The sequence below is a fragment of the Thermoanaerobaculia bacterium genome (assembly GCA_018057705.1).
Lineage (GTDB): Bacteria > Acidobacteriota > Thermoanaerobaculia > Multivoradales > JAGPDF01 > JAGPDF01.
Genome location: JAGPDF010000083.1, coordinates 1 through 19,822 on the forward strand (window position 1 = coordinate 1; position 19,822 = coordinate 19,822).

The window sequence follows — 19,822 nt, forward strand, 5'->3', positions numbered from 1 at the left end:
CGGCGCTGGCGCAGAGGCGGGTCGCGGCGAGAAAGCCGGCCGTGCCCGTGGCGCCGTCGTTGGTGCCGGGGGAGATTCCGCCGGGGCCGCCGCTGCCGCCGGCGCCGCCGAGGAAGCTGTTGCCGAGACTGCTGAGCGCGCCGCCGAACCTCATCACGCCGCAGCTCGCGCCGCCCGAGCCGCCCGCGCCGCCGCCGGAATGACCGCCGCGGCTGCCGGCCCCGCCGTTGCCGCCGGGGCCGCTATCGGGGGTCGCGGCACCTCCGGGTCCGCTGCCGCCACCGGGTTGACCGGCGCCCCCGGTGCCGCCCGCGCCGCCGTCACCACCGCTGCCGCGAGCGAACAGCGAATCGGCGACGACGATGGTGCTGTCGATCGCGAATATGCCGAAGCTCCCGCCGCCTCCGCCGCCGCCGCTGCCTGCCGCCGACCCGCGGCAGCCGCCGGCGCCACCACCACCGCCGCCGCCGCCGCGATCGTCGCTGACCCCTGAGTCGCAGCCGCCGGCGCCGCCGCCACCCCCTCCGCCGCCGCCGTGCGAACCGACTCCGCCCGCACCGCCGGAGAACGCCCGCCACTGGTTGGCGACGATGAAACCCTGCGCACCCTGGGCAGCGCCGGCCACGCCGTCGGTCACCGCGCCGGGCGTTCCGTTGCCGGCGACCGCCGCTGCGCAGGTGCCGCCGCCGGCACCGCCGCCGGCACCCGAGCTCGACGCCGACCCGCCGAGGCCGGCGGTGGCGTTGCACTGGCTGCCGCTGCAGGTGCCGCCGACGCCCGGACAGGAGGTGTCCGTGCCGCCGCCGCTGCCGCCCGCCGCGCCGTCCGTGACGCTCCCCGGGCAGGCCGGGTTGCTGGCCCCTGGGCCGCCGGCGAGACGCAGGGTGCTGCAGATGACGACGACCTCTTCACCGTCGATCCCGTCGCCGCCGGTCGCCGCCGGTGTGGCGCTCGCCGAACTGCCGTTGCCGCCGGCGCCGCCGTCGGCGCCGTCGCCCTGGAGGAAGGTGACGCGGGCGAAGTCGAGTGTCGAGAGCAGGCTGTGCACGACCTGGCTGTTGTCGCCGGGAGAGAGTGCTGTCGGTCCGGCGAGCACCAGGTCGGCGAACGACGCCGTGATGGAGGCGGCCCGCACGGTGATCCAGGCGTCGACCGCGGCGACGTAGCCTCCCTGAATCGTCGCCGTGTGCCCGGGCGTGTTCCGGTCGGCGCGCAACCAGGCGGCGTCGTAACCGCCAAAGATCGCGACGCCGGTCGGTGGCTGGAGGATCTCGGTATAGGTGCCGGCGCGGACGTAGACCTGGTCGCGCAAGGGATCCGCCGCCGCGACCGCCGTGCCATGGCCGACCGTCTTGCAGGGAGAGGCGAGGGAGCAGCCGGTGCCGTCGGTCCCGGAGGGCGCGACGAAGGCGGCGCGCGCCACGTCGCCGTCGATGCCGTCGCAGTTGCGATCGAGGAAAGCAGCGTCGGGGTCGTCGGCCGCGGCGGGGTGAATCGCGGGGTCGCTGTCGTTGCAGTCGCCGGCGCAGGTCGTCCAGGTGTCGTTGTCCAGATCGAAGCCCTCGTCGACGGCGCTGTCGCAGTCGTCGTCGATGGCGTTGCAGAGCTCGTCGGCCGCGGGGTTCACGGCAGCGGCCACGTCGTCGCAGTCGCTTCCCGGCGCGATGCCACCGGGCGGGGCGTCGCCGCCGAAGTCGTCGGTGTCGAAGTCGAGCATGCAGGCGGTGGGCGAGTCGAGGGGCGCCGCGCCGGGAAAGGTCGCGGCGGAGGCGTCGTCGCAGTCGTCGGCGTTGGCGACATGGTCGGCGGGAGCGGCGCAGCTTTCGGTTGGCGCCGCGGGATCGCCGAAACTGTCGCCATCGGAATCGAGGTACCAGGTCGAAGTCGAGGGCGGCACGGTCGCCGACCAGGCGCACAGCGTAGCGCTCTCGAAACCGTCTGCGAACACCGGTATCGAGCCTTCGGGAGAGCGCGTCGCGGTGGCGGGGGCGATCGCGAGACCGCTGGCGAAAAGCACCTGGAGCGCGAGGTTGCGCCGGGCCGGGGGAAAAGGGTCACGCTGGAAGCGCCGGCAGGCACCGGGATCGGCGACGATCATCTCGATTCCTCCACGAATGCGCACGGCCGCCGTCCGCGGACAGCAGACGGTGTGCGGGCTCGGGTCGAATCCCTCGATTCGTGGGCGCAGTCTACGAATCTGGGCAGAAATGTCGAATGGCCGGGAAAGCGGCCCGCGGGCGTGGAACGCTCCGTAGTCCGGGGGGGGCGGGCGAGGTTAGGATCGGTCGCGTCGTGAGTGAAAAAGTGCGGCTCGGCCATGCCTTGGGACGTTTCGAGTTCGATGCGCGCGAGAAGCGGCTCTTCCTCGAGGGGCGGGCGGTTCCTCTGCCCTTGCGCGAGCTCGAGCTCCTCGCCCTGTTCATCGCACATCCAGCAGAGTGGATCGAGGACTCGAAGCTCGAGCGCGAGCTCTGGCCGAAGGCTATGCCGCCGACCGGTGAGCTCGACCGGTTGCTGCGCGACCTCACCGCGGCGCTCGACGAGGGCGCAGATGGCGTCGCCACGATCCAGTCGCTGAAGGGGCGCGGTCGCAGACTGCTCATTCCGGTGCGGGCGATCGGGGAATCCGGCGCCGCGGGCTCGGGCGCTGCGAGTGGAGCCCGCGCAGCCCCCAGAGCCGCCGGATCGAGCGGACCGGTGGCCGCGCCGGCGGCGGGCGGTGGCGAAACGCCGGTGAGCCCGCCGCGGCCGGCGGTGCCGGGGCGCCGCAGCGCGCACCGCACCCTGATCGCGCCGCGACACCTGGCCGTCGGATTGCTCGCAGGGCTCGCGCTGGTCGTCGTGGTGGCGGCGTTCTACTGGGCTGTGCGCGCGGTCTCGGGGGGCTCCGCCCAGAGGGCTGCAGGTTCGGCGGCCCAGGCCAGTGCGGCACAGTTGCGCTCCGCAGCGGCGGCCGAGATGGCGAAGGGGGTCGCTGCCGCCGCCGGCTACGACCTCGCCTCACGCCGCGCCGCGATCACTCATTTCGAGGCCGCCCTGCAGCTCGACCCGGGTCCGCGCAACCAGGCGGCCGCGCACGGCGCGCTCGCCAATGTTCTCGTGCTCGAAGGGGAGATGGAACGCGCCCGCCGCGAGGCGCAGGCCGCGCTGGCGTCGAGTATCGCTCTCGGCTACGAGGCGAAGCTCGCGGAGCCGCTGGCGGCGCTCGCGTTCACGCAGCTCTTCGCTGGCCGCGATGCCGTCGCCGCGCGCACCTCCGCCGAACGGGTGCTCGCTCTCGACGCGTTGCACGTCGGCGGACGCAGGGCGCTCGTCTGGGCGCACGTCGTCGAGGGTCGCTTCGCCGCGGCGCTCGCGGAGCTCGAGCCGCTGCGTCCGCCGGGCTCCTTCGATCCCGAGGTCGCGACCGACGAGGGCTGGATCCTCTACTTCTCGGGGCGCTCCATCGAGGCGCGAGGGCTGCTCACCGCGGTCGTCCGGCAGGAGCCGCTTTTCCGCCGGGCGCACGCCGCGCTCGCCGCCATGCACCTCTCCGAGCGGCGCCTGGCTGCGGCGGCCGTCGAGCTCGAACTGCTCGACATCCTGGAGGCCGGCGCGACCCGGGACGACGAGCGTGTGCGCCTGCTCGCCAACGGCGACTGGATGATGCCCGATGCCAGCGAGGCGGCACGCCTGCTCGAGGAGCGCGCCGCCGCTCCTGACCGCCTGCCGGGAGCGACAGTCGGTGCGGCAACCGGCGCAGCGCGGATCTACGCTCAGTTCGGCGAGAGCGAGCTGGCGATGGCGGCGCTCGAACGGGCCCTGGGCCGGCGCGAAAGCGACTCCGTCCTCGCCCGGATCGACCCTGCGTTCGCCCCGCTGCGCGCCTCGAGCGCTTTCCGGAGAATGCTCGACGCCGCCGGCGTCCCGGCGCTCGTCCCGGTGAAACCCGCCTCCTAGGGAAATTGGGCGAAATTGGGGACAGTCCCCAATTTTCCTAAACCTCGATCGCGCAATGATTTGCAGAAATTGGGGACTGTCCCCAATTCTTTTTGGGGACTACCGCGGCGGGGCGAGTTGGGCGCGGAAGAAGTCGCGGATCTCCTCATTGACCTCGCGGGTGGTGAAGTGGCCGACGTCCTTGAAGGTGCGGAAGGTCGCAGCGGCGCCGGCTTCGCGGTAGATCCGCTGGCAAAGCTCCCAACGATCGGGTTGCATCTTGGCGCCGATCACGGCATCGACGATCGCCTTCTCGGCGGCTGAGTAGCCGTCGTCGAACTGTACGGCGTCGTTGTCGTCGAGCGCCCCCATGTAGAGGAACTGCGGCACGTTGCGCCAGGTGGCGGCGTCGAAGGCGCGGCCGCTCGCAGGCGCGAGGTCGGCGACGCCGAGCGGGTAGGGCAGGGCTCTTCCGCCCAGCGACTCGACCGGCAGGATGAGGATCCCGTTGAGCCCGCCGGCGGCCACGGCCTGAACGTGCTCGGGATGCATCGCGGTGAAACGGTTGGCGAACGAGCCGGAGGCGGAGAAGCCGGTCATCAGTACCTTCTCGGCGACCGGCCGGCCCTGGCTCGCGAGCCGGCCGCGCGCGTCCGAGATCATCGCGAGGAGCTGCAGGTCGAGCCGGCGCATCGGTCCATCCTCGATCGCGAGCGTGTCGCGATCGAGCTGGTGGGTATACAGCTCCCATTGCGTCTCCGGCCGGGGGAAGACCGGTATGAGCAGCGGCACGCCGAGCTCGCGTGCCAGGTAGCCGCCGATCGCGGTCCTGGCGAGCTCGCGCGCGGCCGCGAGGTGAACGGCGAGATCGTCGGAGAGCCTGCCGCTATTGTTCGGCTCGACGAGGAGGAAGCCGGCTGCCGGCGCCGCTCCGCGCGCGGCATCTGCGGCACCCATCTCCGCCGCGCCGGCCGCTGACGTTGCGGCAGGGAGCGGCTCCACCAGGAGGTACGGGTAGTGGAAACCGCCCTCCGGCGCGGCTGCGATCAGGGTGGTGGTGGCCGTGGCTCGCGGGGGCCCGGGTGCTGCGGCGGGCGTCGTGGCCCCGGAAGGGGCCGCAGGGACGGGAGCCGGCGGCGGGGCTTCGGGAGCGTCTTGCGCTGGCGCCCCAGCGGCGAGCAGGAGGAACAGAGCGAATCCGGGCCGGTGCAGGATCGAGTGGTGCATGCAAAGTCCTCGTCTCTCCGGGCGACTCGGCTGGTTCCCGGACGCCCCGGTTTGCTTCGAAGGTCTCTCTACGAAGTCGCCTGTGGCGAAGTTTCCTTCGCCAGCGTCGCTTTGGCCGGGTGGATCCTGGTGCGCGCGCGCTCACGGCGCCAGTCCCTGGCCGGACACCGGAGCGCGCGGAGCCAAGGCTTCCTGTCCCGGGCTGGACGCTGAGGCGCCGGCAGGGTAGGGTCGCGGATCTTCGTGAAGGAGCACCAGGATGGCGGACGGATCGCGGGCAAGGCAGAGTCGGGGCGGAAGCTGGGCGGGCCTGGCGCGGATCGTGCTGCTCGTCGTCCTTGCCGGATCGGCACCGGCGGCCTTCGGCGCGACCGTCGTGCTCGAGCCGGTGCGCGACAACACCCTGTACGAGCATCCCACAGGAGCCCTCTCGAACGGTGCCGGCGACTCTCTCTATTGCGGCACGACCAGCGGGAACTGGCGCCGGCGGGCGCTCCTCGCCTTCGACGTCGCCGGCAACGTTCCGGCCGGCGCGCAGATCGCCAGTGCCCGGCTGCAGCTCCGGATGACGCGCACGATTGCCGGGCCCTTCGCGGTCGAGCTCCGGCGGCTGACCGCCGATTGGGGGGAGGGCACTTCCGACGCCGAGGGTTCGGAGGGTGACGGCGCCGCCGCGACGCTCGGCGATGCGACGTGGATCCACTCCTTCTGGGCGACCACGACCTGGGCCACCGTCGGGGGCGATTTCGCTGCCACGCCGAGCGCCACCCAGACCGTCGATGACATCGCCACCTACACCTGGGGCCCGACGGCGGAGATGGCGAGCGACGTTCAGGACTGGCTCGAGTCGCCGGCGGCGAACTTCGGGTGGGTCCTCCTCGGGTACGAGTCGGACTTTCCGACGGCGAAGCGCTTCAACAGCCGCGAGAACAATGACACGCCGAACCGGCCGAAGCTCGAGATCGTCTACCTCGTGGCGATCTTTCACGACGGATTCGAGTCGGGCGACGTCGCCGAATGGAGTCTTGTCGAGCCCCCCGGATGAACGCGGTGCTGGGCAGGAGCGACGGACTTCCCGCCCGCCGCTCAGCGCCCGCCGATGGCGATGCCGCCGCCGCTCGAGTCGAGCTCGAGGAGCGGGCCGCCGCCGTTCAGGGTGCCCCGGACTTCGTTGCGGCCGATACGGCCGCGGACGGTGAGCGGCAGGTCGCAGGCGACCGCGCCGCCCGACGAGCTGGCGTCGATCTCGAGGCCGACGGTCGGATCGACCGCTGCGGCAACGCCGCCCCCCGAGGAGGAGAGGTCGCCGCCCCGGCCGTTGCCGGCGGCAAAGGAGACGCTCACTGCACCGCCGGAGCTCTCGGCGACGACCCGGCCATGCGCTTCGCGGAGCTCGACACCGCCGCCGCTGCTCGAGGCCTCGATATCGCCGGCGATGTTCGTGCCGTCGATCGACCCGCCGCTGCTCGATAGCCGCACGGCGCCGCCGAGATTCCTGACCTTCACGCTGCCGCCGGAGCTCTCGGCCGTGACCTTGCCGTCGAGATCCGCGATGTCGATGCCGCCGCCGGAGCTCTCGATCTCGGCGGAGACGCCTTTCGGCAGGGTGACCTGGACCTCGGTGCGGCCGCTGCCGCCGCCGAACCACCCCGCCGGACCGCGCGACTTCTTCTCGATGACGACCTCGATCCGGTCGGGGCGCGGCGTCGCGAAACGCACGTCGTAGAGCTCGGCGAAATCGTCGCGATTCGAGGTGACCAGAATCTGGGCCTCCGCCACGTCGCCGCCCCGGACCTCGACGCCGCCCGCCTCCGAGGACAGCGCGAAGCTCCCTCCTGCGGCGAGCGGCAGGCGCTTCTCGAGGCGGAACGGCGCGGCTGCGGCGCCAGCCGCGAACGTCAGGGTGCAAAGGACGGCGAGGGTCAGGCCGAGTGCTGCCGGTGCGAACGGTTGCGAGCGCATAGTGAGCTCCTCCTGCGAGATACAACGGATTGCGCTGCCCCTGGGTTTCGTCGCCGGTCCGGATTCGGCCGGAGCGGATCGCGCATCGGGCCGGCCCCTTGGAGGCGGCGCGACGCAGGCGGCAGGCGGGACATTCCGCCGCGATCTGCGTATTCTCTTCCAGGGAGGTGCGCGTGACCGCTGATCGACAGGAACGGGCCACCGACCTCGGGGCGGCCCGGGACGCCGCCGGCGAGGCCGGGACGGACGAACGGCGGAGCTTGAGCGCCGAGGAGCGCTGTGCCCTGCTGCTCGAGATCGCGCGCCGCAGCCGCGGCACGCTCGACCTCGGCCAGATCTTCGACCGCCTCCTGGACGCGGTGAGCACGGTCGTCGAGTTCGACGCCGCCGGGATCTTCGCGCTCAACGAGGTCCTGGCAGCCCCGGGAGAGCCGGTGGTCGGCAAGATCGCCGCGGTGGCGCGGCGTGGTTACGAAGAGCGGCCGGCGGCGGACGACCGGATGCTCTCCGCCGGAGAGGGGTTGATCGGGCGGGCGATCCGCACCGGCCGGAGCGTTCTGGCGCGCGACGTCCGGAGCGAACCGCTCTACGTCGTCGGGCGCCCCGAGACCCTCTCGGAGGTCGTCGTGCCGATTCTCTTCGAGGGCCGTGGCATCGCCGCGCTCGACGTCGAGAGTGACCGTCTGTCGGCCTACGACGCCGCCGATCTCGAGCGACTCGAATTTTTCGCCGAGGCGGCGGGAATGGCGATCGAAAAGGCGATGCTGCACCGGCGCCTGGTCGAGCTGGAACAGGTCGACGCGCAGGTCCGCCTGGCCCGCGAGGTCCAGCTCGGCCTCCTGCCGCGTGCGGCACCCGAGGTTCCGGGTTGGGAGATCGCCGGGCTCTGCCGGCCGAGTCTCGAGCTGGGCGGCGACCTCTACGATCATTTTCCGCTGGCTCCGCTACCGCCGCGCAGGGCGCTCGAGCCTGACGGGCCGGAGACTCGCCTCGGCGCCGGGCGCCACGGGCTGGTGATCGGCGATGTCGCCGGCAAGGGTGTTCCGGCGGCGCTCATCATGGCGACCTTCCGCGCTCTGATGCGCGCCCGGCGCGGGACCGGTGCGGGGTCGGGGCCGGCGGCGACCGTCGCCGCAGTGAGCCGGTTGCTGCGCGAGTCGACGGCGACACGGGCGTTCGTCACCTGCTGCTACGCGGTGCTCGACGCGGGGAGCGGCGAGATCGTCTACGCGAGCTGCGGGCATCCACCCGCGCTGCTGGTTCGCGGCGCGGGGAAGGTCGAGAGGGTCGAGGAGCTCGGCAACTGTGGTCCCGCGCTCGGCGCTTTCGAACAAGAGCAGTTTGTCGAGCGCCGTGTCCGGCTCGATCCTGGCGACTGCCTCCTGCTCTACACCGACGGCCTGACCGAAGCGCTCGACCCGGCCGGCGAGGCGTTCGGAGGCGAGCGCGTCCGGGAGGCGTTCGCCGATCTCGCCGGCCGCGACGACATCACCGCGGTGCGCATCGCCGACGAGCTCGTCCGCCGCGTCGTCGACCACGTCGCTTCCGACCATCTGGCCGACGACCTCACGCTCGTCGTCGTCCGCCGTCTGGCGTAGGGACACATTGCAGGGACACGATGACGGACCACGATGGTCGGAGCGGGTTAGGAGGCTCGGGTCGCTCCCGGCAGCGGTTTCCGGCCGGGTGCCTGCTGCAGCCGCTCGGGCAGGGCCGCCAGGACCTCCGGATCGAGCCCGAGAGCCCAGTGGCATGAGGCCGCCTCGAGATTCTCGACCTCCGGCGTGAAGTCGTCGACGGCGGCCTGCCAGGCGACGATGCCGTCGCGGCGGCTCCAGATCGCGGTCACCGGGACGCGGATCGGTGTCCGGTTGGCCGCAGCGACGAGACGGTCGATCTCGTCCAGATCCCATCCCTGAATGCGATAGAAGCCGCCGATGGCGGTATGGCGGAGGCCTCCGACCACCGGGCTGCCGAGCGTGACGACCTGTCGCACGAGGTCGGGCCGCAGCCGTGCGAGCTCACGCGCCAGAAGACCGCCCAGACTCCAGCCGATGAGCGCGACGGGTGCCCCGGTCTCGACGACGAGCGCCTCCAGCCTCGGCAGGAGGCGCGCCAGGGTCGCCTCGGCGTCGGGCGGATTCCTGCCGAGTCCCCAGCCCCGGGCGTCGAAGCCCTGGCGCCGGAGGTAGCGACGGAGCGAGCGCGTCGACCAGTCCCCGACGCCCATGCCGGGAAGGACCCAGACCGTCTCGCCCGCGCCGCGGGGCGCCCCGGCCATCTCCTTTCGCAGCGGCGCACGGCGACGGCGCACGAAGAGCTCCCGAAGGAGGGAGAGCTGCAGCAGCGCGGCGACGCTCAGCGACGGGGGCTGCGCCGGGAGCGCTGGAGCCGGAGCGCCGGCGGGCCAGGGGACGAGGGGCATTCCCTCAAGGGTAGCAGGGGAGTGGGGAACGGCTGTTCACGTGTCCCGGCAACGTGTCCTTTTTGTGTGTCCCTTTTGTGTGTCCCGGGGCTAGCTGGGGGCGGCGGACATCGCGGCGGGCATCGGCAGGGCGACGACCTCGCCGCGGGCCGTCTGCAGCTCGCCGGCCCAGACGGTGACTGCGACGACGATCTTCCGTCGTCCGGTCTCGCTAACCCGGGCGCGCACGACGAGCTCCGGGCCGAGCGGCGTGGGGGCCAGGTAGTCGACGTGCAGCCCCGCCGTGACGTAGCGCGGCGTCTCGGCATCTCCGGGCTCGCGGCCGGCGAGGCGCTCGACATGAGCGGCAGCGGTCGCCATGGCGTGGCAGTCGACGAGCGACGCGATCAATCCGCCGTAGACGAAGCCGGGCAGCGACATGTGCTGCGGCCGAGGGGTGAATTGCGCGACGACCTCATCGCCTTCCCACCTGCTCTGCAGATGGAGCCCGTGCGCATTGAGCCGGCCGCAGCCGTAGCAGTGCGCGGAGTCGTCGGGGTAGAAGTCCTGGATGAACGGTCGCTCGGGATTCGACATGCGCGGCTCCTTTCGAAGGGACGGGATCGGCGGCATTCTCTCAAGGTCGGGCGCTCGAGGCGTTGCCGATGTTCTTCCAGCTCCCCGCCGCGCTCGCATAGAGCTCGATCCAGCTGAACCCGTAGGCGATCGGTTCGGCGGAGCCGTCCGCAAGCTTCGATACCCGGCTCTCTCCGGCGGCTTCGATCTGGCAGGCGAGCCAGCCGAGCGAGCCGTCGGCGGAGACTGCCACGACGGGCACCACGACATCCTCGTAGCGTGTGAAGCGGATGCTCTCGAGGTACGGCCCGAGACGGGCGGCGAGCTCGTCGCGCGAGCTCTCTCTCAAGCTGCCGCGCCCGGAGATCGTGCTCTGTCCGGCGGCGTCCCCGAGGAGAATCCGGACGTCGCTCTGTCGGTGCGCCTGGAGTGTCCGCTCATGCGCCGACGCGAGGTCGGCGAGATCTCCGAGGCGGGCGAAGAGCTCCTCGGGGGCGTCGGCCGGCGGCAGCGCGCTCCCGGGTGCGAGGCGGAACGCCAGCACCGCCGTGTAGCGATAGGCGTGGCGCTCGCCGGCGTGGAGAAAATCGACCGCGAACGGCAGCTGCGCGCCGAGGACAGCCCGCCAATCGTCGAGCTCTATGGTGGTGGTGCCGCCACCGAGCGCCGCGGGCAGCTCGAGCACAATCGTCGAGGGGCGCTCGGAGCCTGCGGCGCGGCAGATCGTCACCGGGAGAGCGTCGGGCCCGCGGAGCGCCAGACAACCGGGCTCCACCGCCCGCGCATCGGGGCGGAAGCGCTGCTCGAGATCGAGCAACATGCGGTGCACCTCGTGACCGCGCACGAAGCTCGTCATCGCCGCGTCGGCCGCCTGCATCCGGTTGTCCTTGTGCACATAGGGCGTACCGGCGGCGAGCAGGATGTCGGTGTCGCCGGACGACATCGCGAGGCGGAAGCGGGCGGTACCGTCGGCGAGCGAGACGATCTCGCTCACGAACGCGCCGCGCGGGCCGGTGGCATCGGCCCGCGCCGCGATGCCCGTCATGGCGCGCCGCGCCTCCGCGGGGCCGATCGCGTCGGCCAGATTCTGGAGCTCCGAACCCGCGAGAAGCTCGGCGTGGAGCGTGGATCCGAAAAGGAGCAGAGGGCAGAGGAGCCAACCGAAGACGACCCGGCGCCGCGCGGAGGTGGACATGAAAGCTACCTACGCGCGGAGCGCCTCCGGGTTTGCGAACGCCGGTCCTTTCCTGCCCCTTCTAGGGCGCCGCGCGGCTCCAGCGGGTCGTGGCGCCGCACTCGACTCCGTCGGCGAAGAGGCCGCCGTCGTCGTGGATCGTGAGCGTCACGGTGGCGAGGTTCGACTCGCGTTTGCCGTCCCAGGCGGCGAAGGTGAAGGTGTCGGCACCGTCGAAACCGGCGTCGGGATAGAGCAGCGCCTGGAACCCGGCGATCGCCACCGAGCCGTGCGCCGGCTGATCGACGATGCGCAGCTCGAGCAGATCGCCGTCCGGATCGGAGGCCGCGAGCGCGATGCGCATCGGGATCGCCGCCGAGGCGGTCGCCGCGCGCGACGTCGCGACCGGCGCCTGGTCGGTCGTCGGATCTTCGCTGTCCGGGCCGTTGTGGCAGGCGTAGCAGCCGATCTTGGCGCCGCGGAAGAAGCTCCTGGCCCCCCAGTCCGTCGTCGCGATCCAGGCGCGTTGCGAGGCCGAGAGCACCGTGCCGCGCTCGTCGGAGCCGTGGCAATCGCTGCACGCGGCGGTGCCGTTCGTGTCCGCGTACGAGGCGTGATCTTCGACCCAGATCTGCCCGAGCGGGTGGAGGCCGTGCGGCCCGGCGAGGCCGGGGCTCACCGACGCGTGGCAGGCGAGGCACTCGGTGAGCATGCCGACATGACCCTGAATCTGGAGGCTCTGCACGTTGTCGTTCGCGTGGCTCGACGGAAAGATGGCGTGCGTCGAACCGTGGCAGGCCTCGCAGGCGAATCCGCCGTGTCCGAACGAGAAGCGGTAGAGATCGAAGCCCGGGGCCGGAACGTCCGCCTGGGTGGCGAAGATCGGATCGACCGCCTCGCGCGGCAGCCCGGCAGCCGTGAACACGGTCGTGAAGCGGATCTCACCGGCGTTCGCGACCGCGGTACCCGTATGGCAGTTCTGGCAGGTCGGCTGGTCGAGCCAGCCGGTCCGCGTCGCGGCGCCCACCGCCGCCATGGTGCCGTGGCAGTCCTGGCACTGCATCGACGGCAGGCCGTCGGCGCCGATCGCCTTGCCCATCGCGCCGCGCAGGCAGCGCGTCGTCGATCCGGGATGACAGCGATAGCAGGCGCCGCGCAGGCTCGATGTGCCGAGCGTGAGGCCGGAGACGGGATCCTCGACAGCGCCGTGCAGTGAATGCACGGCACCGGTGAGCGGCGTGAGGCCGGGGAGGCCGCTGCCGGGGAGGGCGTTCGACGGATGGCAGGCCGCGCAGAGGAGGGCGCGGCCACCGGCGACGGTGGCCTCGAGGCCGGCGGAGCTGAAGCCGTTCTGCGCCAGCGCATCCACGAACAGGGGGTTGGCGAGCTGCTCCTGATCATGGAGCCGAAGAATGTTGCGCCTGTAGTCGTGCTGCGGGTCGGGGTCGGTGACCCACCCGGCGGTCGGGCGCGCGGCGTCGCCCGAACCCGAGGCGTGGCAGGCCGAGCAGTCCATCTCGTCGGAGACCGGCAGGACGAGGCGCGTCTCGGCGAGGACTGCGGCGCCGTCCCGCGCCACGATGCGCATCATCGGGTAGGCGTTCCCGGCCTGCGCATCGTCGATCGGCGTGATCGGGATGCCTTCGGCGCTCCACCAGTGGGCAGCGCCGGTCCAGGTCATCGGCTGCGGCGTGTTCGCCGCGCCGGGCATGTCGTGCCCGGCCAGGCCCTTGTCCTCGGGGAGCGTAACGCCGAAGAGGTCGGCGACATGGTCCCAGAAGTTCGTCTTGCCGATCGAGGTGCGATTGATCGAGCCGGTCGAATCGGCGACCGCTTCGTAGGTCAGGGTGAGGCCCCCGGGCGCCGTGACGAGCGCCCCCGACGGATCGATGAGCTGGGCGTGGATCGAGTTGAACGGCGGCAGGATCGCGAAGGTGGAGAAGTCGGCGTCGAGACAGTGCATGCCGAGGTCGTTCCAGGCGACCAGACGCCAGCCGGCTTCGGGAGCTGCAGGGAGGTCAGGGGTGCCCGCACAGAGGCCGGGAACACCGAGCAGGACGGTCAGGGCGAGCGTCGCGAGGCGACCGAGGCGGGCAGAGATCCCGGTGGCGCGGGGCCAGCGGCGTTGGGAGAGAGCATCGTGTCGTGGAGTACTCATGCCACTCCACTAGCAGCGCCTCCGTGCCCTGGGAAGAGCCGAACGGGTAGGCTCTCCTGCCCGTTGGGGCGGGTCGCCGCGCGCGCCCCGCACGACGCCTCCCAGAGGCCTTGGCGCCGGTTCCGTCGGCGCCACGTTCAGGCTGACGACGAAGCGTCCGGCGACCTATCGTGGCACTCAGTGCGGGGGCCGCCGCGCAGGAGGCGGAGGAGAGTCCGGATTCGGCCCCGCGGGCCTTCAGGGCAGGGCGCTCGACCAGGCGCTCGTGTCGCCGCTCGCGAAACCGTCGACGAAGAGGACGAACGGCAGCTCCTCGGCGCCGGCCTCGAAGGCGCCGATGTCGCAACCGTCGGCGGAGTCGGGGACGACGGGCTCGTTCACCGGGCGGCGCTGATTCGCGAGGTCGCCGTAGCCGCGCTGGTCCCTCAGCGCGTCCGGGCATTCGCCGCGGTCGACGAGGAGGCTGCCGGGCGAGGGCGCATGCGTCTTCGTGCGGCCGCCGTTGTCGGCCAGCGCGGCAAGTCCGGCGATCACCGGCGCGGCACGGCTGCCGACCCAGTCGTCGTTGGCGTTCGGCGTGCCGAGCGGAAAAAGCGCGTCGGCGCCATTGCGGACGCCGATCAGGTTGAAACCGTCGGAGAGGATCGCCGAGTTGTCGCCGACCTTCAAGTCGCTCGCGAGCGAGGCGCCGATGTTGCCCGCGATCACGCTGTTGTGCAGCTCCACGATCGAAGGATAGAGCTCGCTGGCGAAGGCGTAGATCCCCCCGCCTACTTCGCCGCCGTCGTTCTCGTTGATGTCGGACGAGTTCAGTGTGACGGTCGAGCTCGCGACCCGGACCGTGCCGTAGATCACCACCAGGCCGCCGCCCGTCGCCCGAGTCGAGTTCCCGCTCAGCGTCGAGCGCCGGATCTCGCCGTTCGCCCAGGCGATCGCGACGCCGCCTCCGGAGGCTTCGGCCGGCACCGAGTTGTCGGAGATCGTCGAGTCCTCGATCAGCACCGTCGCCGTCGGAACGTCGCCCTCGCCGGCGAACGCCGGGATTCCCAAACCAATCAGGTAGATGCCACCGGCCCCCTGCGTCGCCGTGTTGTTCTCGATGACGCTGCGCTGAATCGTCAACGCCTCTGCGTTGTCGCCGAAGATGGCGCCACCGGCGGCCGGAGTCTCGCAACCGGTGACGCGGCTGTCGACGAGCTCGAGGCGGTCGGCGCGCTGGATCGAGATGCAGCCGCCGCCGGCAGCGTTCAGGCCGTTGCGGATCGTCAGGCGCTCGATGCGCAGCGTCTTGCCGTTGGGGGCCCCATTCATCACCAGCATGCGGTGGTCGCCGCCGTTCAGGTTGAGTGTGCCCGAGGCCGGCCCGGCGAGTGTCAGGTTGCGCGTGATGTCCGGCAGGTCGGAGGTGAGGGCGATCGTGCCGGTGAGCTCGAGCGTCACCAGGTCGTGGTCCTCGCCGGCGGAACAGCCGAGGAAGGGCAGATCGTCGTTGGCCGCCTGGATCGCTTCGCGCAGGGAGCAGAGGCCGTCGGCCGCCTCGTTGTCGGCGAGAGTGTCGACGGCGATCGTCGCTGCCGCGAGCGGCGCCGCGACGCCGGGAACGAGCGACGCCAGCAGGGTCAGGGCGATCGAAGCGAGAGCGGGCGCCGGAATCCGTGACGGGGGCATGGGGATCTCCTTGTTCCAGATGGCGCATTCGGCCTCCGAACCTGGACATCGGTCGCTCCCGCCCCGTCCGCAGGCCCGCGGGTCGCCCCTTCCGGGCCGGACCGGGGCGACCTGGAATCGGGCCCTTCATCCAGACTCAGGCAAAATGCGAAGATCTCAGCAAGGAGAGTCGAACATGGCAGACAAGAAGATCATCGCTGTCGTCGGAGCCACGGGGGCGCAGGGTGGGGGTCTGGTGCGGGCGATTCTGGCGGACCGCGAGGGTGGGTTCGCGGTGCGGGCGATCACCCGCAAGCCGGACTCGGACAAGGGCAGGGCGCTCGCCGCCGCCGGCGCCGAGGTCGTGGCGGGCGACGCCGACGCTCCGGCGACGCTCGCAGCGGCTTTTGCCGGCGCGCACGGCGTTTTCGTGGTGACCAACTTCTGGGAGCACTTCTCGGCCGAACGGGAGCTCGCGCAAGCCTCGGCGATGGCCCGCGCGACCCGCCAGGCGGGTGCGGCGCACGTCGTCTGGTCGACGCTCGAGGACACGCGCAAGTGGATTCCCCTCGCCGACGACCGGGTGCCGACGCTGCACGGCAGGTACAAGGTGGCGCACTTCGACGCCAAGGGCGAGGCCGATGCGATCTTCGCCGCCGAGGCTGCGCCGACGAGCTACCTCATCACCTCGTTCTACTGGGACAACTTCATTCACTTCGGCATGGGGCCGCGGCGGGGCGAGGACGGCAAGCTCGGGCTCGCCTTTGCGCTCGGCGGTGGCCTGTTGCCCGGCATCGCGGCGGCGGACATCGGCGGCTGCGCCTACGGCGTCTTCAAAAAGGGGCCGGGCGCCGCCGGACAGCGCTTCGGCATCTGTGGCGAGGTCCTCTCCGGCGACCAGCTGGCGGCGGGGATGGCGAAGCATCTCGGCGAGCCGGTGACCTTCACCGATTTGCCGTTCGAGGTCTACCGCAACCTCGGCTTTCCGGGCGCCGACGACATGAGCAACATGTTCCAGGTGCAGTCGATCTTCAACCGGGAGTTTCTGGCGAACCGCGACGTGAAATTGTCGCGCGACCTCCATCCCGGCCTGCAGAACTTCGACACCTGGCTGGCTGCGAACATCCAGAAGATCCCGATCGGATAGGGTGAGCGGCGCGGTCGAACGCCGGACGGGAGCGCAAGAGATGATCGAGGTCGGGGATCGGATTCCGGAAGCGACGATTTGGCTGGCGTCGGCGCAGGGCGGCGTCAGGGCCGCGACCGGCGAGTACTTCGCCGGCCGCAAGATCCTGCTCTTCGGCCTGCCGGGGGCCTTCACCCCGACCTGCTCGGAGATCCATCTTCCGGGCTACATTGCGAAAGCCGAAGAGCTTCGCGCGGCGGGGGTGGAAGCCATCGCCTGTCTGGCGGTCAACGACCCCTACGTCATGGCCGCCTGGGGCGAGGCCACGGGGGCGACCGGCAAGGTCGACCTGCTCGCCGACGGCAACGGCGAGCTCGCTGCGGCACTCGGACTCGAAGTCGACCGCTCCGCGGGCGGCATGGGCCAACGCTGCCGCCGTTTCGCGGCGGTGGTCGAGGACGGCGTCTTCCTGATGCTCGCCGTCGAGCCCGCCAGCGGCGTCACCGTCTGCGGCGCCGACCACCTGCTCGAGACGCTGAGCGAGTCCAGCCGGGGCTGATCCGGGTCCGTCCTCCGGGGGGTAGCACTTCGCTCCGGCCCGGTTTTCGTCCGACCCCACCCCGGCAGGCAGGCTCGGTAGCCACCCCGTCGGGGTGTTCCCGGGCGGGGTCCCGGGCGCACCATCCCAAGTGGAGGCAGCGGAGACGTCGTCGCGGTCTCTGTTGCCGGTCGAAGCCTCCAATCGAACAACGCCGCGGAAGGCCTCACGTTCCGGCACCGCGAGTCCCCTTCCCGGCCGGGGAGGTTGTTCATGCGCTCCGTTCGCCTGGTCACCTGTCTGCTGCTCTCTGCCCTGGTCGCCTCGCCGCTCGGCGCGGTGACGCGCCACATGTTCCTCACCTCGGTCACCGGGACGGGGAATCTCTCCACCTGGCCCGACGCAGGGGGCTTCACCGGCCTCGATGCCGCCGATGCCATCTGCCAGGCGCGCGCCACCGCGGCGGGCCTGGCCAACGCCGCTGCCTACCGGGCCTGGATCTCCGACTCGATCGACGATGCCTACTGCCGGATGCACAACCTCGGCGGCAAGCGGGCCACCAACTGCGGTCAGCCGACGCTGCCGGCCGCTGCCGGCCCCTGGTGGCGCACCGATGGCAAGCCGTTCGGCGCCGGATTGCCGGACCTCCTCGCGCCACTCGAGCAGGTGCTCTATCCACCTTCGGTGAACGAGTTCGGCGTCGATCTTGAGGTCGGGGTGGCGTGGACCGCTACGGGCCTGCAAGGGGTCGTGGGCCCGGCAACCTGCGTCGACTGGACCTCAGCGGCCTCGCCGGATCCGGTGTACGACGGATCCCCCTACCTGACGTCCGGAGGCTGGACCTCGAGCGGGAGCGGGAACTGCTCCAGCGCGATCCGTCGCCTCTACTGCTTCGAGACCGGTCCCGGGGATCCCCTGCCGGCTTTTCCGGCCTGGGGGCGCCTGGCCTTCGCGACCTCAGCGGAAGGCACGGGCGACCTCCACTCCTGGCCTACCGCCGCGGGCGCGACGGGGCTTGCAGCCGGCGACGCGATCTGCCGGAACCTCGCCGCGGCAGCCGGCCTGCGCGACTCGACCGCCTTCAAAGCCTGGCTTTCGACCGACAGCACGAACGCGATCGGCCGCTTTCAGCATGACGGGCCCTGGATGCGGCTCGACGGTATCGTGATCGCGCAGAGCCGCCAGGACCTGACCGACGGCGATCTCGAGTCGCCGCTGAACCGGACCGAGACCGGGCTCTATCTGGGCAACGTCGGAATCTGGACGGGCACCCTGGCGAACGGAACGGTCGCCTCGGCGAGCTGTTCCAACTGGAGCTCGATCTCGGGGACGGGCGAACTCGGCACCGGCAACAGTGTCCTCACCGCGTGGACCGCGGGCGGGGGTATGAGCTGCGGCTTCGCGTATGCGTACCTCTACTGCTTGCAGGACCTCCCGCTTGTCTTTCACGATGGCTTCGAAAGCGCCGGCGCACAGGCCTGGACGCTGACGGTGCCGTAGGCGGATAACAGAGCGCGCAAGGCGCCAGGCCCGTGCGGCCCGCGTCGGCCGCTAGGGGCGGCGGACGCGGCGGGCGCGGCGAACCCTCAACGCGACTGCAGGGTCGCGATACCCGTGTCGATGTAGCGCGACTGTGCCAGCGCGCCGGTGATGTAAGTGTCGTATGAAGCGATGCCGCGCAGATGGCGCTGCAGAATGGCGACAGTATAGGCCTTGGCGAGGCCGTTGACGGTCGCATTGGCCGTCGTCGGCGTCCGGCAGAAGGAGCAGGTAAAGCCGCAGTTCGCGAGGTCGTCGAGGAAGCTCATGTGCCCTGCGCCGAGCACGGTGACCTCGACACTGGGAGGGGGCGTGCCGGCATAGAAGGTGGTGTAGTTGTCGGCGGCCGGGGCGCAGGCCTGCCCAAACTCTGAGGTCGCGTCGAGTGTCTCGCCGACGAAGAGAGTCGGAATCGCCAGGCTGCTCATGAGCGAGCTGACGTCGGGGCAGTTCTGCAAGGTGCAGCCAGCCGGCACACCGTCCACCGGATCGAGCGTGACGACGACATCGACCTGGGGATCCAGGGTCGCAGCGAGGAGGCCGAGCTTCCCGCCGACAGAGTGTCCGACGAGCGCGGTGCGCGTCAGGTCGACCAGGCCGGAGATCGAGGGAGCGGTCGCCGCCCAGGTAAAGACACCGCGCAGATTCTGTGCGGCGACGAGATGGTTGGGCGCGCCGAGCGGGGAGGGGTAGTCGGCGTTGAGCGCCACGTACCCGAACGAGGCGAGCCGGCTGGCGTAGCCGTCGTATTGGGCAATCGGCAGTTGGTTCCCGTGTGCCAGCACCACGACCGGCCAGGGGCCTGCATCGGGTCCGGCGGTCGGTCGCCAGACCTTGACGTCGAAGGTGTTGCCGGTGGCGGCGACGGTCACCGACTCGATGAATGGAGAACCGACCGTGTAGGGGCCCGGCAGATCAGGGTCGAGCGCGATGGTCGGAACGACGGCGCTCCACGCGTAGAGGTCGCCGCTCTCGAAGTCGTCGGAGAAGACAGGAATCTGCGCCAGCACGACGTGCAGGGGAAGAACGAAACCGGCGACGGCGACCATCTTCGTGCGGGTCCACCGAACATGGAACGGCATCTTGGCACCTCTGAGAAGGAAGGCCGGGCTCGATTTCAGCGCAGCATACTCCCTCCGCAGCGTGGCCGTCCGCCGGCGGCGCCGCTTTAGTTCCAGTCGCCCCCGCCGCAGCCGCCACCGCCCATTCCGCATTGCCCGCCGCCACAGCCGCCGAAGCTCGGGGCGGGCGTGGAGCTCGCTCCGGAGCCGCTATTCGCGACAGCGAAGGTCGAGAGCTGGCGCTCGACGTGCTGGGCGCCGCAGGTGGGGCAGACGGTCTCGGCAGCAGAGGTCCCCAGGTGCTGGATGATCTCGAAGCGTTCCTGGCAATCGGGACAGCGGTATTCGTAGAGCGGCATCGGCAGTCCTCCCGCAGTGAATTGTAGCGCCCGGGGCTAGCTGCTGTGCGCTCGGGCGTCAGGGAACGGTCAACGACCAGCGACCGCTGGCGTTCCATTCGAAACCGTCGCGAAAGAGCGCGTCGAAGAGCTG

At 71.2% G+C, this 19,822-nt stretch carries 16 protein-coding genes; 6 read left to right on the plus strand and 10 right to left on the minus strand.

Translation table 11 applies throughout. From position 1 onward, the window contains the following. Nucleotides 1-2,098 (minus strand): putative metal-binding motif-containing protein (locus KBI44_18315; GenBank protein MBP9146440.1); only part of this gene is annotated, 2,098 nt, incomplete at its 3' end. A 194-nt stretch (nt 2,099-2,292) separates the two neighbouring features. On the opposite strand from KBI44_18315, the gene KBI44_18320 reads away from it, so the two are divergent. Further along, nucleotides 2,293-3,939 (plus strand): hypothetical protein, encoded by a 1,647-nt coding sequence (locus tag KBI44_18320; protein ID MBP9146441.1) that lies wholly within the window; start codon nt 2,293-2,295, stop codon nt 3,937-3,939. Nucleotides 3,940-4,038: 99 nt separating this feature from the next. On the opposite strand, the gene KBI44_18325 is transcribed toward KBI44_18320, so the two are convergent. Continuing rightward, on the minus strand, nt 4,039-5,145 hold the full coding sequence (locus tag KBI44_18325) for a hypothetical protein (protein MBP9146442.1): 1,107 nt from the start codon (nt 5,143-5,145) through the stop codon (nt 4,039-4,041). 259 nt (nt 5,146-5,404) lie between these two features. Here KBI44_18325 and KBI44_18330 point away from each other — a divergent pair, with 259 nt between their 5' ends. Beyond that, nucleotides 5,405-6,190 carry a DNRLRE domain-containing protein gene (locus KBI44_18330; GenBank protein MBP9146443.1) on the plus strand — a complete coding sequence of 262 codons (786 nt, stop codon included), beginning with the start codon at nt 5,405-5,407 and terminating at the stop codon, nt 6,188-6,190. Nucleotides 6,191-6,231: 41 nt separating this feature from the next. Here KBI44_18330 and KBI44_18335 read toward each other — a convergent pair whose 3' ends face one another. Next, nucleotides 6,232-7,107 carry a hypothetical protein gene (locus tag KBI44_18335; GenBank protein ID MBP9146444.1) on the minus strand — a complete coding sequence of 292 codons (876 nt, stop codon included), beginning with the start codon at nt 7,105-7,107 and terminating at the stop codon, nt 6,232-6,234. A gap of 173 nt (nt 7,108-7,280) precedes the next feature. Here KBI44_18335 and KBI44_18340 point away from each other — a divergent pair, with 173 nt between their 5' ends. Beyond that, a complete protein-coding gene (locus KBI44_18340; protein ID MBP9146445.1) occupies nt 7,281-8,705 on the plus strand; it encodes a SpoIIE family protein phosphatase in 1,425 nt (474 codons plus the stop codon). 47 nt (nt 8,706-8,752) lie between these two features. Here the strand turns inward: KBI44_18340 and KBI44_18345 are convergent, their stop codons facing one another. The 5 genes from KBI44_18345 to KBI44_18365 form a co-directional block, all read right to left on the minus strand. Continuing rightward, complete coding sequence (locus tag KBI44_18345; protein ID MBP9146446.1) at nt 8,753-9,532, minus strand: alpha/beta fold hydrolase; 780 nt, start codon at nt 9,530-9,532, stop codon at nt 8,753-8,755. 90 nt (nt 9,533-9,622) lie between these two features. Beyond that, nucleotides 9,623-10,108 carry a PaaI family thioesterase gene (locus tag KBI44_18350; protein ID MBP9146447.1) on the minus strand — a complete coding sequence of 162 codons (486 nt, stop codon included), beginning with the start codon at nt 10,106-10,108 and terminating at the stop codon, nt 9,623-9,625. Between the two features lie 40 nt (nt 10,109-10,148). Then, nucleotides 10,149-11,282, minus strand: a complete 1,134-nt coding sequence (locus KBI44_18355) for a hypothetical protein (GenBank protein MBP9146448.1) — start codon at nt 11,280-11,282, stop codon at nt 10,149-10,151. Between the two features lie 61 nt (nt 11,283-11,343). Continuing rightward, a complete protein-coding gene (locus KBI44_18360; protein MBP9146449.1) occupies nt 11,344-13,419 on the minus strand; it encodes a hypothetical protein in 2,076 nt (691 codons plus the stop codon). A gap of 237 nt (nt 13,420-13,656) precedes the next feature. Further along, a complete protein-coding gene (locus KBI44_18365) occupies nt 13,657-15,087 on the minus strand; it encodes a CSLREA domain-containing protein (GenBank protein MBP9146450.1) in 1,431 nt (476 codons plus the stop codon). A gap of 175 nt (nt 15,088-15,262) precedes the next feature. Between KBI44_18365 and KBI44_18370 the strand changes: the two genes are divergently transcribed. From KBI44_18370 to KBI44_18380, 3 genes are all read left to right on the plus strand, one after another. Continuing rightward, nucleotides 15,263-16,213, plus strand: a complete 951-nt coding sequence (locus tag KBI44_18370; GenBank protein MBP9146451.1) for an NmrA family NAD(P)-binding protein — start codon at nt 15,263-15,265, stop codon at nt 16,211-16,213. Nucleotides 16,214-16,253: 40 nt separating this feature from the next. Further along, on the plus strand, nt 16,254-16,751 hold the full coding sequence (locus KBI44_18375; protein ID MBP9146452.1) for a peroxiredoxin: 498 nt from the start codon (nt 16,254-16,256) through the stop codon (nt 16,749-16,751). A 252-nt stretch (nt 16,752-17,003) separates the two neighbouring features. Next, nucleotides 17,004-18,230, plus strand: a complete 1,227-nt coding sequence (locus KBI44_18380; protein MBP9146453.1) for a hypothetical protein — start codon at nt 17,004-17,006, stop codon at nt 18,228-18,230. Nucleotides 18,231-18,316: 86 nt separating this feature from the next. Here KBI44_18380 and KBI44_18385 read toward each other — a convergent pair whose 3' ends face one another. Together KBI44_18385 and KBI44_18390 are read right to left on the minus strand one after the other, a co-directional pair. Continuing rightward, the gene (locus KBI44_18385) at nt 18,317-19,351 is read right to left on the minus strand and encodes a hypothetical protein (GenBank protein MBP9146454.1); all 1,035 of its coding nucleotides are present in this window, start codon (nt 19,349-19,351) and stop codon (nt 18,317-18,319) included. An 86-nt stretch (nt 19,352-19,437) separates the two neighbouring features. Next, on the minus strand, nt 19,438-19,689 hold the full coding sequence (locus tag KBI44_18390) for a zinc ribbon domain-containing protein (GenBank protein ID MBP9146455.1): 252 nt from the start codon (nt 19,687-19,689) through the stop codon (nt 19,438-19,440). Nucleotides 19,690-19,822 lie beyond the last annotated feature (133 nt).